The 18071-nt window shown below is 64.9% G+C and carries 10 protein-coding genes; 5 read left to right on the forward strand and 5 right to left on the reverse strand.

Translation table 11 applies throughout. From position 1 onward, the window contains the following. Positions 1-4 precede the first annotated feature (4 nt). From VPH40_RS09425 to VPH40_RS09435, 3 genes are read right to left on the reverse strand one after another with little or no spacing between them, the layout of a single operon-like run. Positions 5-529, reverse strand: a complete 525-nt coding sequence (locus VPH40_RS09425) for a hypothetical protein (protein WP_328573276.1) — start codon at positions 527-529, stop codon at positions 5-7. A 2-nt stretch (positions 530-531) separates the two neighbouring features. Then, on the reverse strand, positions 532-1335 hold the full coding sequence (map, locus tag VPH40_RS09430; protein WP_328573277.1) for a type I methionyl aminopeptidase: 804 nt from the start codon (positions 1333-1335) through the stop codon (positions 532-534). 14 nt (positions 1336-1349) lie between these two features. After that, a complete protein-coding gene (locus tag VPH40_RS09435; protein ID WP_034783384.1) occupies positions 1350-1946 on the reverse strand; it encodes a TetR/AcrR family transcriptional regulator in 597 nt (198 codons plus the stop codon). A 123-nt stretch (positions 1947-2069) separates the two neighbouring features. On the opposite strand from VPH40_RS09435, the gene VPH40_RS09440 reads away from it, so the two are divergent. Continuing rightward, positions 2070-3584, forward strand: coding sequence for an AMP nucleosidase (locus VPH40_RS09440; protein ID WP_305052847.1), 1515 nt, complete (start codon positions 2070-2072; stop codon positions 3582-3584). A gap of 44 nt (positions 3585-3628) precedes the next feature. Here VPH40_RS09440 and VPH40_RS09445 read toward each other — a convergent pair whose 3' ends face one another. Both VPH40_RS09445 and VPH40_RS09450 read right to left on the reverse strand, forming a co-directional pair. Next, positions 3629-4099 (reverse strand): cyanophycin metabolism-associated DUF1854 family protein, encoded by a 471-nt coding sequence (locus tag VPH40_RS09445; RefSeq protein ID WP_099666965.1) that lies wholly within the window; start codon positions 4097-4099, stop codon positions 3629-3631. Positions 4100-4101: 2 nt separating this feature from the next. Continuing rightward, entirely contained in the window at positions 4102-6372 is a 2271-nt protein-coding gene (locus VPH40_RS09450) for a cyanophycin metabolism-associated ABC transporter (RefSeq protein WP_251350402.1), read from the reverse strand. Positions 6373-6885: 513 nt separating this feature from the next. Between VPH40_RS09450 and VPH40_RS09455 the strand changes: the two genes are divergently transcribed. From VPH40_RS09455 to VPH40_RS09470, 4 genes are all read left to right on the forward strand, one after another. Beyond that, the gene (locus VPH40_RS09455) at positions 6886-9063 is read left to right on the forward strand and encodes a cyanophycin synthetase (protein WP_328573278.1); all 2178 of its coding nucleotides are present in this window, start codon (positions 6886-6888) and stop codon (positions 9061-9063) included. Between the two features lie 77 nt (positions 9064-9140). After that, positions 9141-11711, forward strand: coding sequence for a cyanophycin synthetase (gene cphA / locus VPH40_RS09460; protein WP_305056128.1), 2571 nt, complete (start codon positions 9141-9143; stop codon positions 11709-11711). A gap of 192 nt (positions 11712-11903) precedes the next feature. Next, positions 11904-15050, forward strand: coding sequence for an EAL domain-containing protein (locus VPH40_RS09465; RefSeq protein ID WP_328573279.1), 3147 nt, complete (start codon positions 11904-11906; stop codon positions 15048-15050). Between the two features lie 227 nt (positions 15051-15277). Beyond that, positions 15278-17938, forward strand: a complete 2661-nt coding sequence (locus VPH40_RS09470; RefSeq protein ID WP_328573280.1) for a TonB-dependent receptor — start codon at positions 15278-15280, stop codon at positions 17936-17938. Positions 17939-18071 lie beyond the last annotated feature (133 nt).

The raw sequence follows: 18071 nt of genomic DNA on the forward strand, positions 1-18071 counted from the left end.
GCCGTCAGGGAAACTGCGTAGTGTGGCGCTCGATGAACAGCAGGGCCGCGGCAGCCAGCGCGGGGCGCCGCGTTTCAAACACGTCTGCATCGCGCGCTTGCAGCAGGTTGGCGGCCACCTCGGGCAAGTCCAGTGCACCGCCGATGAACGCCGCCACCGCATCGATATTCGCGTACAGGGCGCTGTCGAAGCCTTCCCAGTCCACGTAAGCCAGCCACTCGGCCAGCATCACCACGCCGGCGACGGGCGGCGCCAGGGCCGCGATGCGCTCCAGGCGCAGCACGCTGTCGCTGCGGATATCTTCGTGCTGCAGCACGGCCAGCGCCACGTGCTGCAGCGCGTCTTCCGGATCGCGCCGGTACTTGTTCAGCAGGCGCTGCGTGAGCGTAAAACGTTCGATGTCGATGCCGCGCAGGGCGGCCGCCACGTCGCCGTCATGCAGCGCCAGGTGGCGCGCCGCGCAAGCGACATCCACGCCCGCTTTCGCGGCGACGATATCGGTGAGCTGCCGCCGGCGCGCGTCATCCATGCTTACACCAGCGGGTCGGTCGAGCCGCTCAGGGTGAAAATCTCGAAACCCGTTTCCGTCACGGCCAGCGAGTGCTCGAACTGCGCCGACAGCGAACGGTCTTTCGTCACCGTCGTCCATTTGTCCGGCAAGACCTTGACCTGGTAGCTGCCCACGTTGAGCATCGGTTCGATCGTGAAGATCATGCCCGGTTCGAGCACGATGCCCGTGCCGGCGCGGCCATAGTGCAGCACTTGCGGCGTGTCGTGGAAGACCTGGCCCACGCCATGGCCGCAGAAGTCGCGCACGGAGGAAAAACCCTGCGCCTTGGCCACCGCCTCGATGGCGGCGCCCACGTCGCCCAGGGTGGCGCCCGGACGCACGGTGCGGATGCCGGCCATCATGGCCTCATACGCCGTGTTGACGAGGCGGTTGGCCAGGATGGAGACGGCGCCCACCTTGAAGGTGCGGCTGGTGTCGCCGAACCAGCCCTGGAACTTCGGCGTGACGTCGATGTTGAGGATGTCGCCCACTTTCAGGATCTTGGTCTCGGACGGGATGCCGTGCGTGACCACGTGATTGACGGAGATGCAGCTGGCGTGCTTGTAGCCGTGATAGTCGATGGTGCCGGGGATGGCGCCGGCGGCGCGCATGAATTCCTCGCACAGGGCGTCGAGCTTGGCCGTCGAGACGCCCGGTTTCACGAACGGCGCGATGTAGTCGAGCGTGTCGGCGGCGATGCGGCCGGCCGCGCGCATGCCGATGAAGCCTTCTTCGTCGTGCAGGGGGATTTTCTTGCCGTGTTCAAGCTGGGTGGAATAGCGCATGGTTTTCTTCTTGGTTAGTGTGTGGTGTGGGCGGCCCAGCCGCGCACGGCGTCGTGCGAGGCGCGCAGCATGGCGTCGACGCTGGCGGGGATCGGCCGCTCCTGGGTCAGGTAAGGCTTGACGACGGCCACGGGCGCGTCGATCAGCACGAATTTGAGCAGCATGTGATCCAGGTCAAGCTCCGTGGTGGCGGGCATGGCTTCGGCGCAGCGGACAAAGCAGGCATCGAGTGCCGCCTGCTCCTCTTCGACGGCGGCCAGCAATTCCTCGCTGAGGCCACTGCTGAAATCGGGGCTGTCCGCGCATTGCAGCAGGAAGCGTGCATACACGGGCTTGCGCCGGCACCAGTCCAGCAAGCCGTGCACGCCGGCCCACGTATCGCCGCCCAGCCAGCGGCTGGCCACTTCCTCGCGGAAGTCGCTTTTTACGCGCAGCCAGGCGCGCGCCAGAATGGCGTTGCGCGAATCGAAGCGGTGATACACGGAGCCGATGGGCGCACCGGCCTTGACGGCGATGGCGGCCATCGAGACGGCGCCCACGCCGCACTGGGCGGCGACGGCAATCGCGCTGTCGATGAAGTTGTTTTCGTTGAATTTGGCTAGTCTGACCATTCAAATAGAATACAGATTCTATTTGAATCCGTCAAGCGGCCCCGTTCGCTGAAAAACGCGTCCAACGCGACTTGCCTTGCTGCCTTACAATGGTATGCACGAACCGCCACAAGGAGAATCCGCTTGCTTACGCCCCCTTTCATCGCCTCCTCCCGCTTCGACGATCCACGCCTGGCGCTGGAACAGGTGCAAGCCATTTACCGCAGCAGCATCGAACACTTGCGCGATGCGCTGCAGCGCTTTGTCGCCGGCGAAGACATGCACGAACGGGTGCGCGCCTGCTACCCCTTCGTGCGCATCCAGACGGACACCGTGGCGCGCGCCGACTCGCCGCTGGCCTACGGCTTCGTCGCCGGCCCCGGCGTGTTCGAGACCACCCTGACGCGCCCCGACCTGTTCGGCGATTATTACCTCGACCAGTTCACGCTGCTGCTGAAAAACCATAACAGCGGCCAGAAAGTGCACCTGGAAGTGGGCGTGAGCGCCCAGCCCATCCCCGTGCATTTCTCGTTCGCCGAGCATGACCATATCGAGGGCAATATGGATGCGGGCCGCCGCCTGGCCATGCGCGACCTGTTCGACCTGCCCGACCTGTCGGCCATGGACGACGGCATCGCCAACGGCACGCACGAACCGGCGCATGGCGAAGCGCAACCGCTGTCGCTGTTCACGGGGCCGCGCGTGGATTACTCGCTGCAGCGCCTGCGCCACTACAGCGGCACCTCGCCGCAGCATTTCCAGAACTTCGTCCTGTTTACCAATTACCAGTTCTACATCGATGAATTCATCCGCCTGGGCCACGCCCTGATGGACCGCGCACCCGACGCCGCCGCGCCCTCGGACGACGACGGCTACGTCGCCTTCGTCGAACCGGGCAACGTGGTCACGCGCCGCGTGGGACAGACGGTGGAAAGCGAGGATGCGCTGGGCGCCGCGCCGCCGCGCCTGCCACAGATGCCCGCCTACCACCTGCTGCGCGCGGACGGCAGCGGCATCACCATGGTCAATATCGGTGTGGGACCCGCCAATGCGAAGACCATCACCGACCATATCGCCGTGCTGCGCCCGCACGCCTGGCTGATGCTGGGCCATTGCGCCGGCCTGCGCACCACGCAAAGCCTGGGCGACTACGTGCTGGCGCATGCGTATGTGCGCGAAGACCATGTGCTCGACGAAGACTTGCCGCTATGGGTGCCGATCCCGCCGCTGGCGGAAATCCAGCAGGCGCTGCAAACGGCGGTGGCGGAAATCACCCAGCTGACGGGGCATGATTTAAAGCACATCATGCGCACGGGGACCGTGGCCAGCACGGACAACCGCAACTGGGAACTGCTGCCGCAGCGTACGCCGGAGCGTCGTTTCAGCCAGAGCCGCGCCATCGCGCTGGACATGGAAAGCGCGACGATCGCCGCCAACGGCTTCCGTTTCCGCGTCCCGTACGGCACCCTGCTGTGCGTGAGCGACAAGCCGCTGCACGGCGAAATCAAGCTGCCCGGCATGGCCAACCACTTCTACCGCGAACGCGTCGACCAGCACCTGCGCATCGGCATCCGCGCCGTGGAACTGCTGCGCCGCCAGGGCGTGGACCGGCTGCACAGCCGCAAGCTGCGCAGTTTTGCCGAGGTGGCCTTCCAATAAAAAAAACGGCGCCGTGAAGGCGCCGTTTTTGATTGTTGCATCACCTACAGGAAGCGGTCGAGGATCTTGCGCGTCGTCTTGTCGATATTGAACATGTCGCGAATCAAAAAGTGAATGCCGTGGTTGTCGGCGATCAAGAGCGACGCGGCGCCGATGCGGCGGATGTCTTCCTCGCCCTTCAGCACGAACTGCGTTTCGCCCCGGTCCGTGTCGACGTACCAGGTGCACGGCGTGGCGAAACTGGAGACGCTTTTCACGCGCGCGATTTCAGGCATGAATTCGCGCCCTTCCAGCTCTTCCTGCAGCAGGCTGCGCGCCGGCTCGGGCAAGGTGTCGACATGGTCGATCCACGCCACTTCCTTGCCATTGCCCAGCACCAGCGAGATGCCTTCGTCGGGCGACTGGATGGGAAAGGCGCGCACGGGCGCCACGCCTTCAAAGACCTGGCCGTCCGCGTCCGTCATCACCAGCTTGCCGAAGGTGTCGCGGTGTAATGTAAAAGTTGTACTGGCCATGCTTATTCCTTGTCATCCAGGGCGAGTTCGTTGTTGCGCGCCTGTGCTTCGTAGAGGCGGAAATAGGCGCCCTCTTTCGCCATCAATTCATCGTGGCTGCCCACTTCGACGACCTGGCCGCGGTCCAGCACCACCAGGCGGTCGGCGCGGTGCAGGGTCGACAGCCTGTGCGCGATGGCGATCGTGGTGCGGCCCTGCACCAGGTTGTCCAGCGCCTTCTGGATTTCTTTTTCCGTTTCCGAGTCCACCGACGATGTCGCTTCATCCATGATCAGGATGCGCGGGTCGATCAGCAGCGCGCGGGCGATGGAGATGCGCTGGCGTTCGCCGCCGGACAGGCCCTGGCCACGCTCGCCCACCATCGAATCGTAGCCTTGCGGCAGGCGCAGGATGAATTCGTGCGCATGCGCGGCGCGCGCGGCGGCGATGATTTCCTGGCGCGTCGCGTGCGGCTTGCCGTAGGCGATATTTTCCGCGATGGTGCCGAAGAACAGGAACGGCTCCTGCAGCACCAGGCCGATATTGCGGCGGTAGTCGGACACGGCGAACGAGCGGATATCGACGCCGTCGAGCAAGATCGCCCCTTCCGAGACGTCGTAGAAACGGCAGATCAGGTTGACCAGAGTGCTCTTGCCCGAACCGCTGTGACCCACCAGGCCGATCATTTCGCCCGCCTTGATGTTCAGGGTGATGCCGCGGTTGACGGCGCGGTTGCCATAGCGGAAACCGACTTCGCGCAAATCGATGCGTCCTTCGATTTTATCCAGTTTCACCGGTTGCGCCGGCTCCGGCACGCTCGACACGTGGTCGAGGATGTCGAAGATGCGCTTGGCGGCGGACGCCGATTTCTGCGTCACGGAGACGATGCGGCTCATGGAATCGAGGCGGCCATAGAAGCGCGTGCTGTAGGCGATGAAGGCGGTCAGCACGCCGACGGTGATTTCGCCGCGCGACAGCTGCCAGATGCCGAAGCACCAGATGACCAGCAAGCCCATCTCCGTCAGGAAGGACACGGTGGGCGAGAACAGCGACCAGACTTTATTGAGTTTGTCGTTGACGGCCAGGTTATGCGCGTTGGCGTCGCGGAAGCGGGCCGCTTCGCGTTTTTCCTGCGCAAACGCCTTCACCACGCGGATGCCGGGAATCGTATCGGCCAGCACGTTGGTCACTTCGCTCCACACGCGGTCGATCTTTTCAAAGCCCGTGCGCAGACGGTCGCGCACCAGGTGGATCATCCAGGCGATGAAGGGCAATGGCGCCAGGGTCATGATGGCCAGCCACGGGTTCATCGACCACAAAATGACACCGGTCATGATAATCATCAACACGTCGGACGCGAAATCGAGCAAATGCAGCGACAGGAAGACGCAGATGCGGTCGCTGCCGCTGCCGATGCGCGCCATCAGATCGCCCGTGCGCTTGCCGCCAAAGAATTCCAGCGACAGTTTCATCAGATGTTCATACGTGGCCGAGCGCAAATCGGCGCCCATGCGTTCGGACACCAGGGCCAGCACATACGTCTTGCCCCAGCCCAGCAGCCAGGCCAGCAGGGCCGAACCGAGCAAGCCGCTCATGTAGTACACCACCAGCCACGGGTCGATATGCTTGCCGTTCTGATACGGGATCAGCACATTGTCCATCAGCGGCGCCGTCAGGTAGGGCGGAATCATGTGCGCGGCCGTACTCAGCAGCATCAACAGGAAGCCCAGGGCCAGCTGGCCACGGTAGGGATGGGCGAAGCGCCACAGGCGGAACAGGGTCCAGGTCGATGGCGGCGTGTACAGCACCTTGGCGCAGATCGGGCATTCTTCCTGCTCCGGCTCCAGCGGGGCCTTGCAGCTAGGACACACTTCCTGCTCCGCTTCCAGCACGGGCTGGCCCGTCAGGTGGCTGTCGAGGCGCTCGACGAACTGTTCCAGCACGCGGATGGCGTGCAGATTCTGGCCCAAAGTGAAGCGCCACGAAGCCAGGCGACCGTGGTCGTCGAACAGTTCCAGGTGGCCGACACCGGCGTGGTCGTGGTGCGTCAGGCGCAATCCAGGACGGAAAGACCAGCTTTTCCAGGCGGTATCGCCGGGCGAACGGGCCAGTAAACGCTTCTCGGTGACAACAATTATGCCTTTTGTGAAACGTAATCGCGCATCGAGGTCAACCTCAACGCTACTTAAAACGTTCTCCCCTGGAGAAAGGTTGCTCTCGACTTCCGCCAGCCAGTGTTCCGGCAGCGAGGTGAGGGGAATAGTTGTTGCAGGAACACTCAGTTCAGTTGTCATCGTAAAGCATACTCCGGCTCGAGGCCAAGCCCTTCAGGGCGGGATTTGGGGGATGGGGCAGACGCCCGATCAATGTTTGTGTACTGCGCGATGGCGAGGTGGATGCACCAGTGGCAATTTCCTGTATTGTATCGAATGGATGACTGCCGGTAAGGAATGATGGCAAAACGGCGCAAAAAAAATGCGCGGCTGTCGCAGGAAGTGCCAGGCAGGCGCGGCGCTTTTGCAACGCGGCCGCGATACGGGAGCAAGTATACAACAGCCCGCTGTTGCGCAAATGCTCCAGCTTAGCCCAGAGTCGGTATCTTTATAACAAGTATGGCAACAATTAGTAACAATTAGAATGACAACACCAGCAGAATACGAGAAGCAAACGCGACAAGAGGCCGCTAAAAGTGGCACACTGCGCATACCCGGGATAAAGAACCAAGCACGAGCCTGAAAAGACTCTGTAGAGCCAACATAAAGTATCTGGCGCCCAGACGCCTGGCTTGTTATCAAGAAACCACTTACATGATCAAGAAGAAGAACATCGAATTTGCCCGCGTCACCCACTTGCGCGGCCCCAACATCTGGACTTACCGCCCGGTGATTGAAGCCTGGGTCGACATCGGCGAACTGGAAGACTATCCATCCAATACCCTGCCCGGCCTGTACGAACGCCTGGTGGCGTGGCTGCCCGGCATGATCGAGCACCGCTGCGGCGTGGGCGAACGGGGCGGCTTTTTCGAGCGCCTGCGCGAAGGCACGTGGTCGGCCCACATCCTCGAACACGTGGTGCTGGAGCTGCAAAACCTGGCAGGCATGCGCACGGGCTTCGGCCAGACGCGCTCGACCAGCCAGCGCGGCGTCTACAAGATGGCCTTCCGCACGCGCGAGGAGCACGTGGGCCGCGCCGCCCTGGCCGCCGCGCGCGAACTGCTGATGGCCGCCATCAACGATGAAGCCTACGACCTGGAAGCGGCCCTGGCGCCCCTGCGCGACATGGTCGATTCGCGCTGCCTGGGCCCGAGCACGGCCAGCATCGTCGATGCCGCCACCGAGCGCCGCATCCCTTCCCTGCGCCTAAACGACGGCAACCTGGTGCAGCTGGGCCACGGCGCCGCGCAGCGCCGCATCTGGACGGCCGAAACGGACCGCACCAGCGCGATTGCCGAAGGCATCGCCAGCGACAAGGATCTGACCAAATTCCTGCTCAAGTCGTGCGGCGTGCGCGTGCCCGAGGGCAGCCTGGTGCGCAGCGCCGAAGCGGCCTGGGAAGAAGCGCAGGACATCGGCGTGCCCGTCGTCGTCAAGCCGTATGACGGCAACCATGGCCGCGGCGTGTCGCTGAACCTGATGACGGAAGCGGACGTGAAGGCAGCCTACGACCTGGCCGCGCGCAAGGGCGACAGCTCGGCCGTGCTGGTGGAAAGCTTCATCACGGGCGACGAACACCGCCTGCTCGTCGTCGGCAACAAGCTGATCGCGGCCGCCAAGGGCGAATCGCTGTGGGTCGACGGCGACGGCGTTTCCACCGTGCTGGAACTGGTGAACACGCAGATCAATACCGACCCGCGCCGCGGCGAAGGCGAAGATTTCCCATTGGGTACCGTCAAGCCGCATGAATCGGGCGAAATCGTGCTGGAACTGCAGCGCCAGGGCATGACCGCCCTGTCCGTGCCGCAGGCAGGCCAGAAAGTGCTGATCCAGCCGAACGGCAACGTGGCCATCGACGTCACGGACGACGTGCATCCGTCCGTCGTGCATGCGGCCCTGCTGGCCGCCCGCGTCGTGGGCCTGGATATCGCCGGCATCGACCTGGTCACCACGGACATCACGCGTCCGCTGGAAGAACAGCGCGGCGCCATCATCGAAGTCAATGCCAGCCCCGGCCTGCTGGCGCACATCAAGCCGGGCGTGGGCCAGCCCCGCCCTGTCGGCGCGGCCATCGTCGACCACCTGTTCGCCGCCGAGGAAACGGGCCGCATTCCGCTGATCGGCGTGACGGGCACACGCGGCGCCAGCCTGATCGTGCGCATGCTGTGCAAGCTGCTCAACCTGTCGGGCCTGCACACGGGCGCCGTCTGCAGCGAAGGCATGTACCTGGACCAGCGCCGCGTCGTCAGCAGCGATTGCGTGAACTGGGACGCGGGCCAGCGCCTGCTGCTCAACCGCACCGTGCAGACAGCCCTGTTCGAAAGCAATCCGCGCATGATCCTGGCCGAAGGCCTGGCCTACGACAAGTGCCAGATCGGCGTCGTCACGGACATGGGCAGCCTCGATAGCGTCAAGGATTTCGACGTGCTGGACGAAGCGGGCCTGTACAAGGCCGTGCGCAGCCAGGTCGACGTGGTGGTGCCGACGGGCGTGGCCGTGCTGAACGCCGCCAACGCGCACGTGCTGGAACTGGCCGATCTGTGCGACGGCAGCGTGATCCTGTATGCGCAGGACGGCAGCCTGGCCGCCATCGCGGCGCAACTGGCCGCCGGCCAGCGCGCCGTGTTCGTGCGCGGCAACCACATCGTGCTGGCCGAAGGCGGCATCGAAACGGTCTTGCTGTGCCTCGACTTGCTGAAACCGGCCACGGCCGGCAATGTCGACAGCGTGCTGGCCGTGGCGGCGGCCGCCTGGGCCCTGAACCTGCCCGTCGACCTCATTTGCGCGGGATTACGCACCTTCGACGCGGCCCCCGGCTGCATCGGGAACTGACAGCACAGGCAAAGCAGCACTCAAGCCCGGCCATGACGGCCGGGCCCACAAGAACACAACAGGATTACGGTTTAATTATGGAAGTATCTCGCGTACGGGCCTTGCGGGGCCCTAACCTCTGGAGCCACGACACCGCCGTGGAAGCCATTGTTTCCTGCACCACGCAGGAACTCGACATCGCCCAGCTGCCCGGCTTCGAAGCCCGCCTGCGCGCGCTCTTCCCGCAACTGAGCCCGCTGCAACCGCTGGGCAACTACAACGCCGCGCCGATGGCGCAGGTGCTGGAACTGGCGGCGCTGGGCCTGCAGGCGCAAGCCGGCTGCCCCGTCACCTTCAGCCGCACCACGCCGACCCTGGAAACGGGCATCTTCCAGGTCGTCGTCGAATATTCGGAAGAAGCCGTCGGCCGCCTGGCCCTGGAACTGGCGCAGCAGCTGTGCCAGGCCGCCCTGGCCGATGCGCCGTTCGACCTGGCCGGCGCCCTGCACCAGCTGCAGGAACTCGATGAAGACGTGCGCCTGGGCCCCTCGACGGGCGCCATCGTCAACGCCGCCGTGGCCCGCAACATCCCGTTCCGCCGCCTGACCGAAGGCAGCCTGGTGACGTTCGGCTGGGGCAGCAAGCAGCGCAAGATCCAGGCCGCCGAAATGGACGGCACCAGCGCCATCGCGGAAGCCATCGCGCAAGACAAGGAACTGACGAAAAAACTGCTCGATTCTGCCGGCGTGCCGGTGCCGCACGGCCGTGTCGCCATCGACGCGGACGACGCCTGGGCCGCCGCCTGCGAGATCGGCCTGCCCGTCGTCGTCAAGCCGAAGGATGGCAACCAGGGCAAGGGCGTGACCGTCAACGTCACCACGCGCGAACAGCTGACGGCCGGCTTCCTCGCGGCGCAGGAATTCCGCGACGACATCCTCGTCGAACGCTACCTGCCGGGCCACGATTTCCGTTTGCTCGTCATCGGCAACAAGATGGTGGCGGCGGCCCGCCGCGACCCGCCGCAAGTGGTGGGCGACGGCCAGCACACGGTGCGCGAACTGGTCGACCAGGTCAACCTGGACCCGCGCCGCGGCAGCGGCCACGCCACCTCGCTGACGAAAATCCGCTTCGACGACATCGCCCTGGCCAGCCTGGCCAAGCAGGGCTACGTGGCCGAATCCGTGCCGCCCGTGGGCCAGCGCGTGATCTTGCGCAATAACGCCAACCTGTCGACGGGCGGCTCGGCCACCGACGTCACCGTCGACGTGCACCCGGAAGTGGCGGCGCGCGCCGTCGCCGCCGCGCACATGGTGGGCCTGGACATCTGCGGCGTGGACGTCGTCTCCGAAAGCATTTTGAAACCGCTGGAAGAGCAGAACGCCGGCATCGTGGAAGTGAACGCCGCGCCGGGCTTGCGCATGCACCTGGCGCCGTCGTTCGGCAAGCCGCGTCCCGTGGGCGAGGCCATCATCGCCGCCATGTTCGCCGAAGGCGACGATGGCCGCATTCCCGTGGTCGCCGTCACCGGCACCAACGGCAAGACCACCACTGTGCGCCTGATCGCCCACCTGCTGACGGCTTCCGGCCTGCGCACGGGCATGACGAACACGGATGGCGTGTACATCGAAGGACGCCAGATCGACAGCGGCGACTGCAGCGGCCCGCGCAGCGCGCGCAACGTGCTGCTGCACCCGGACGTGGACGCCGCCGTGTTCGAGACGGCGCGCGGCGGCATGCTGCGCGAAGGCCTGGCCTTCGACCGCTGCCAGGTCGCCGTGGTGACGAATATCGGCGCGGGCGACCACCTGGGCCTGAACTACATCACCACCGTGGAAGACCTCGCGGTCCTGAAACGCGTGATCGTGCAAAACGTGTCCGACAGCGGCGTGGCCGTGCTGAACGCCACCGACCCTGCCGTGGCGCGCATGGCCAAGAATTGCAGTGGCACGGTGACCTTCTTCGCCGCCGACAAGACGCATCCCGTGATGGCCACGCACCGCGCGCAAGGCAACCGCGTGGTGTACGTGGAAGACGGCAAGCTGGTCGCGGCGCAAGGCAACGAGCGCCACGAAATCGCCCTGTCGCAAGTGCCGATCACGCGCAACGGCGCCATCGGCTTCCAGGTCGACAACGTCATGGCGTCGCTGGCCGCCGCCTGGGCCGTGGGCCTGGACTGGAAAACCATCGCGCTGGGCCTGAAAACCTTCGCCAATGAAGCCGACAACGCACCGGGCCGCTTCAACGTCTTCGATTATCGTGGAGCCACCCTGATCGCCGACTACGGCCACAATCCGGACGCCATCCTGGCGCTGGTGCAGGCCGTGGAAAGCATGCCGGCCAAGCGCCGCTCGGTGGTCATCAGCGGCGCCGGCGACCGCCGCGACGAAGACATCCGCCAGCAGACGGAAATCCTCGGCGCCGCGTTTGACGACGTGCTGCTGTACCAGGACCAGTGCCAGCGCGGCCGCGCCGACGGCGAAGTGGTGGCATTGCTGCGCCAGGGCCTGGACGGCGCCAAGCGCGCCAGCCATATCGATGAAATCAACGGCGAATTCGTCGCCATCGACAAGGCCCTGGCGCGCCTCGGTGAAGGCGATTTGTGTCTGATCCTGATCGACCAGGTGGAAGAAGCGCTGGCGCACATTGCCAAGCGCGTCGCCGAAGCCTGAGCGCTGTAACAGTGCACACAAGGGCGGCCTGCGGGCCGCCCTTTTTTTATCGTCCGCCGTCTCCCGCCGCGCACCTGCATGGTGCAAAAGTCCCCTTGCAAGCTTGTAAATTCAGGCATGAAAATTGCTCATAAGAAAACATAAATGGGCTGACGAGAAGGTGGGGCACGCATGGTGGGCAGAATCTCGCGCATGATCGGGAAATTGACGGTGGGGCGCAAACTGGCGCTGATCTATTTGCTCGACCTGTCCGCCGTCATCTTCATTTCCGGCATCCTCATCAACGAAAAATACATCGCCATCGATTTCTCGCGCAAGGAGATGGCGGGCAATGACTATATCGCCACGATCCGCGATGCACTGCTGCCCCTGGCGCGCAGCACGGCGCAGCCGGACGCACAGACAGCGGCCGTGGAGCAGGCCGAAAGCCGCTTCGGCGCCGGCATGCGCAGCGCCGAACTGAATGCGCAATTTGCCGCCCTGCTGCGCCAGGCCGACAGCATTTCCGCTGCGCCGGACGACAGCATCGCGCCCTCGCCCGCCTTCGTGGCCGGGCGCGCACTGCTCACGCGCGTGGGCAACCAATCGAACCTGATCCTCGACCCGGACCTGGACAGCTACTACACGATGTCGCTGGTGATCCTGCGCTTCCCCGAACTGCTGGAAGTGATCAACAGCACGCGCGCCCTGGCCCTGCAACTGGCGACGGCCGAAGGCGCGCAGCGCCAGCGCCTGCAGACCCAGTTCCTGATACTGGAGGGACGCATGGACGCCACCATGGCCGGCATCGGCAGCGACTACACGGAGGCGTTCGCGGCCAGCACGCCGCTGCTGCGCCAGCACCTGGATGGCTCGCGCGCGGCCCTGCGGCAAGCCGTGGCGCAGTTACGCGCCAGTACCCAGGCGCTGGCCGGTGCGCAAGCCAACCCCGCAGGCACGCAGGAACTGCTGCGCCGCGATGCGGTGGCCGCCGCGGCCCTGCAGCGTGCCTGGCGCGCGGCGGAAGGCCAATTGCACCGTCTGATCCAGCTGCGCGTGGACGGCTTCTTCACGCGCATGTGGCTGCACCTGGGCACGGCCGTGCTGCTGCTGGTGATGATACTGGGCCTGGTGTTTTTCGTCGCGCGCCAGATCGCCCTGCCCATCCGCCGCCTGGCGCGCGTGGCGCAGGAAGTGCGCGAAACGGGCGACCATAGCCTGCGCGCCATCTGGGACAGCGAGGATGAAACGGGCCGCCTGGTCCGCGCCTTCAATACCATGCTGCAGCAGCTCGACTTCCAGCGCATGGCGCAGCAGGAGCTGGTGGCGCGCGCCAGCGCGGCCGATGCGCAGCGCCAGCTGGTCGACGCCATTCCCATCCCGCTGATGGTCACCTCGATCCCGCATCACCAGGTGCTGCACGCGAACCAGGCCGCGCACGCGTGGCAGGGCGGCCTGGAACTGGACCCGTGGGTGGGCGGCATGCATCCGCAAGCCCGTTCGCGCTTCTTCCAGCGCTTGAGCGACCTGGGCGCCGTCGATGAATTCGAGGTGTGCTGGAGCGGCGGCGGCACGCCCACCTGGGCCTTGATTTCCGCGCGCCTGATCGACTACCAGGGCCAGCGCGCCGTGCTGTCGACCTTCACGCCGATCAACAAGATGAAGCTGATGGAGTCGCGCCTGGAACTGTGGGCCAAGGTATTCGAGGCATCGGCCGAAAGCCTGATCGTGATGGACGCCGGCATGCGCATCATCACCGTCAACCAGGCCTTCCGCCGCCATTCGCTGTACGACATGGTGGAGCTGATCGGCAAGCGCCCGGCCTTCCTGCTCGCGCCGGAGAACCCGCCCGAGCAGCTCGACAGCCTGCGCCAGACCCTGGCGCGGCGCGGTTACTGGCAGGGCGAAATCCGGGTGCAGCGCAAGTCGCTGGAAAGCTATCCCGCCTGGCTGGTGATGAACGCCGTGCGCGACCTCGACGGCGTCACCACGCATTTCATCGCCAGCTCGCTCGACATCAGCGAACGCAAGGCCAGCGAGCGGCAGATCGAGCACATGGCCCACCACGATGCGCTGACGGGACTGGCGAACCGCCACGTGTCGAAAGTGCGCCTGGCGGCCGCCATCGCGCAGGCGCGCCGCAGCGGCGAAAAGGTGGGCGTGCTGTTCGTCGACCTGGACCGCTTCAAGCACGTCAACGACGCGCTGGGCCACCACGTGGGCGACGCGCTGCTGCAATCGGTCTCAAAGCGCCTGCTGCAGCTGGTGCGCGAAGGCGATACCGTCAGCCGCCTGGGCGGCGATGAATTCGTCGTCATCCTCAACGGCGTCGGCGATGCCGCATCCATCGCCGCGCTGCTCGACACGCGGCTGATCCCCGCCATGCGCGAGCCGCACCAGGTGGAAGGCAACGAGCTGTATGTCTCGTGCAGCGTGGGCGTGGCCATCTACCCGGACCACGGCGGCGACATGGATACCCTGATGCGCCACGCCGATGCGGCCATGTACCAGGCCAAGAGCGGCGGGCGCGATCACGCGCGCATGTTCACGCCGCAGATGCAGGAACAGCAGCTGCAGCAGCTGCACCTGGAAAGCGATCTGCGCCACGCCATCGAGCGGCAGGAACTGGTGCTGTACTACCAGCCGCGCATCGATGCGAAAAGCAGCCGCCTGAATGGCGTGGAAAGCCTGATCCGCTGGCTGCACCCGCAGCACGGCCTGATCGCGCCCGACAGCTTCATTCCCGCCGCCGAGGAATCGGGCCTGATCGTCGCCATCGGCGCGTGGGTCATCCGCGAGGCGTGCCGCCAGCAGCTGGCCTGGCGCGAGGCGGGCGCGGGCGACATCGCCGTGTCGATCAACCTGTCGGCCATCCAACTGAAAAGCGGCGGCCTGGTGGCCACCTTGCGCGAGGTGCTGCGCGAGTTTCCCGTCACGCCGGGACAGATCGAATTCGAACTGACGGAATCGATCCTGATGGACAACGTGGACGACACCATCGCCACCCTGCACGCCATCAAGGCGCTGGGTTTCGCGCTGTCGATCGACGATTTCGGCACCGGCTATTCGAGCTTGAACTACCTGTGCCGCTTCCCGCTCGACAAGCTGAAAATCGACATGAGCTTCGTGCAGGACATCCACGGCTCGCCGCAAAACCTGGCGGTGACGAAAACCATCATCGGCCTGGGCCATACCCTGGGCTTGACGGTGACCGCCGAGGGCGTGGAAAGCGCGGCCGATGCCGACGTGCTGCGCCACGCCGGCTGCGATGAATTACAGGGCTACTATTTTGCCCGCCCCATGCCGCAGGCGCACTTCATGGCCTGGCTGGCGCACAGCGCCGCGCCCTGCGCCGCCTGACACTTGCTGTGGAGCGTCCGCAACGCGCCCGCGTGAGGTTCGACAACGCGCGGCGCACCGCCAGGGCGCATGAATGCAGCAGGGATACCGGAATTGGTATTGACATCGCAAAAGAAGTCATTTGTGGGGCAAAGTCATTCCCACCTACCATGTTTCTGAGCAAGTTCCAGCTCTGGCGGCGACTGCCGCGGCGTTCTCAACATAACTAAAATACAGGTGGAGACAAGATGAAGCAATCGATGGCAACGGGCACCCGCACGCCCAAGCAAAACACACGGCTGACCTTGAAGGCCACGGTGGCCGCCCTGGCCGGCGCCGGCCTGCTGAGCAGCGCGTCCGTCTGGGCGCAACAGGCGCCCGCCGTGGAAGCGGTAGCAACGGTGGAAACGGCAACACCGGCGCCAGCCGACAATGCCGGCATCGCCGTCGTCGCCGTCACGGGCGTGCGCAAGGCGGCACAGAGCGCGCAAACGATCAAGAAGAACAACGACCAGGTGGTCGACTCCATCGTCGCCGATGAAATCGGCAAATTCCCCGACAAGAACGTGGCCGAAATCCTCGGCCGCGTGACGGGCGTGCAAATCCGCCGAGAAGGCGGCGAAGCGGGTTCCGTCATCATCCGCGGCCTGCCCGGCGTGGTGACCCTGCTCAACGGCCGTGAAATGTTCACCTCCGTGGGCCGCAGCCTGTACCTGGCCGACATCCCGACGGCCATGCTGCAGCGCGTGGATGTGTACAAATCGCAGGGCGCGGACATGGTCGAAGGCGGCACGGCCGGCGTGGTCGACGTGCGCACCAACCGCCCGTTCGATTTCAAGGGCTTCACGGCATCGGGCAACGTGCGCGCCGAGCACCGCGACAAGTCCGGCTCGACGGATCCGAACGTCAGCGGCATGGTCTCGAACCGCTGGAAGACCGCATACGGCGAATTCGGCGCCCTGCTCGGCCTGTCCTACCAGCGCAGCAAATACTATGACGAGACGATCTGGAACGCCGAACCCGTCAAGCGCCCCGACGCGGGCAACATCACGGGCCCCGATTCCGTCGGCATGATCCCCACCGTGGGCGACCGCAAGCGCTACGCGGCGAATGCCGCCTTCCAGTGGCGCCCGAACTCGCAGGTGGAAGTGTATGCGGAAGGCATGTCGACCCTGATCAAGCACGCGTTCGACAGCCAGTTCTTCGTCGGTTCGCTGCCCTGGGGCCAGAACCCGGACATCACGCTGATCCCCGGCACCAATCAGGCGGCCACGGTGGGCAAGATCGACGGCCCCTGGTCGCCGTTCACGCTCGGTTCTACCCAGGCGCGGCGCGACCGCTCGATCGGCTCGCAAGGCGCCATCGGCGCGCGCTGGGACATCACGCCGCAGCTGCGCGCCACGACGGAACTGGCGCGCACGGTCAGCAACTTCGAACGCGAATTTCCCATCCTCGACTTCCTCGCCCATCCGACCAGCGTGATCGGCAGCACGAACGTCAACGGCGGCGCGCAGATCAGCTACCCCGGCTACAACATGCTGGCCCCGAAGAACTACACGCTGCTCGGCTTCTACGATAACCACAGCCACGACGAAGGCAGCTCGACCGACTGGCGCGGCGACGTCACCTACGACATGGACAGCACGGGCTTTTTCCGTGAATTTTCGGGTGGCGTGCGCCTGGCCAAGCGCAAGGCCGAATCGATCCGCGAAAAGAACGTGCAAGGCGGACTGACGTCGATCATGACCGCGGACGCCCTGCCCGGCCTGGCGTGCACCTCGCACAAGAACACGGGCAACTTCGGCCTGCAAAGCTGGCTCACGCCGTGCCGCGACTACATGCTCAACAACACGGACACCTTGCGCCAGTTATTTACGGGCAGCAGCGAACGCAGCCCGGACGATCCGATGACCCACTTCAAGGATGTGGAAAAAACCAATGCCGTCTACGGCAAGGCGCGCATCGGCTTTGATCTGGCGCAAGTGCCGGTCGATGGCACCGTGGGCGTGCGCGTGGTGCAGACCAAGCAGGACTTGCAAGGCAATTCTTCGCAAGACGGCATCGTCACGCCCGTGCGCGTGAAAACGTCCGATACGGACGTGCTGCCCAGCCTGACCCTGAAAGCCATGCTGCGCCAGGACCTGGTCGCCCGCCTGACGGCCGGCAAGGCGGTGCAGCGCCCGAACTTCGCCGACTTCAACCCCGGCGTGACCCTGGGCAAGAGCCTGGAAATGGTGCGTCCGACGGGCAGCGGCGGCAATCCCGACCTCAAACCCGTGGAAGGCAAGAACCTCGATGCGGCGCTGGAATGGTATTTCGCGCAGACGGGTTCCGTCACGGCCACCGTATTCCGCCACAATTTCAAGAATTACATCCTGTCCGGTTCGGCCAAGGAAACGTATGACGGCATCGAGTACGACATCACGCGTCCGCGCAACACCTCGAAGGGCCATCTGCAAGGCGTGGAAATGGCTTACCAGCAGTTCTACGACAAGTTGCCAGGCTGGATGAGCGGCCTGGGCCTGCAGGCGAACGCCACCTATATGACGGGCGAGCTGGAAGAATTGAATGGCAGCGCGCATCCGTTCACGGGCATGTCGAAATGGTCGGCCAACATCGTCGGCCTGTACGAACAGGGACCGTGGTCGGCGCGCCTGGCCTACAGCTGGCGCGACAAGTACGTCGACGACTACAACTACCGCGGCAAGGGCATCCACCTGACCGTGGCGCCCACCAAGACCCTGGACGCGTCGGTCTCGTACAAGCTCAACCCGAATACCACGGTGACGCTGGACGCGAACAACCTGCTCGACTCGACCTACCGCGACTATCACGACACGCCGGACTATGTGCGCGATGTGCGGCGCTATGACAAGGTTGTAGGTATCTCAGTCCGCTGGAGCTACTAGCCCGTCCCCACCCTTTCTTCCTTCGAGGGTTTTCAGCGCCAGCCGGCAACGGTTGGCGTTTTTTTTGCCTTGTGGAATCTATCCGACAGTGGAATTGATTTGGCGCAAAGTGGTGGCGCCGGGGCGCTTTTAT

The sequence above is a fragment of the Janthinobacterium sp. P210005 genome (genome assembly GCF_036231865.1).
Taxonomy (GTDB): Bacteria; Pseudomonadota; Gammaproteobacteria; order Burkholderiales; family Burkholderiaceae_D; genus Janthinobacterium; species Janthinobacterium kumbetense.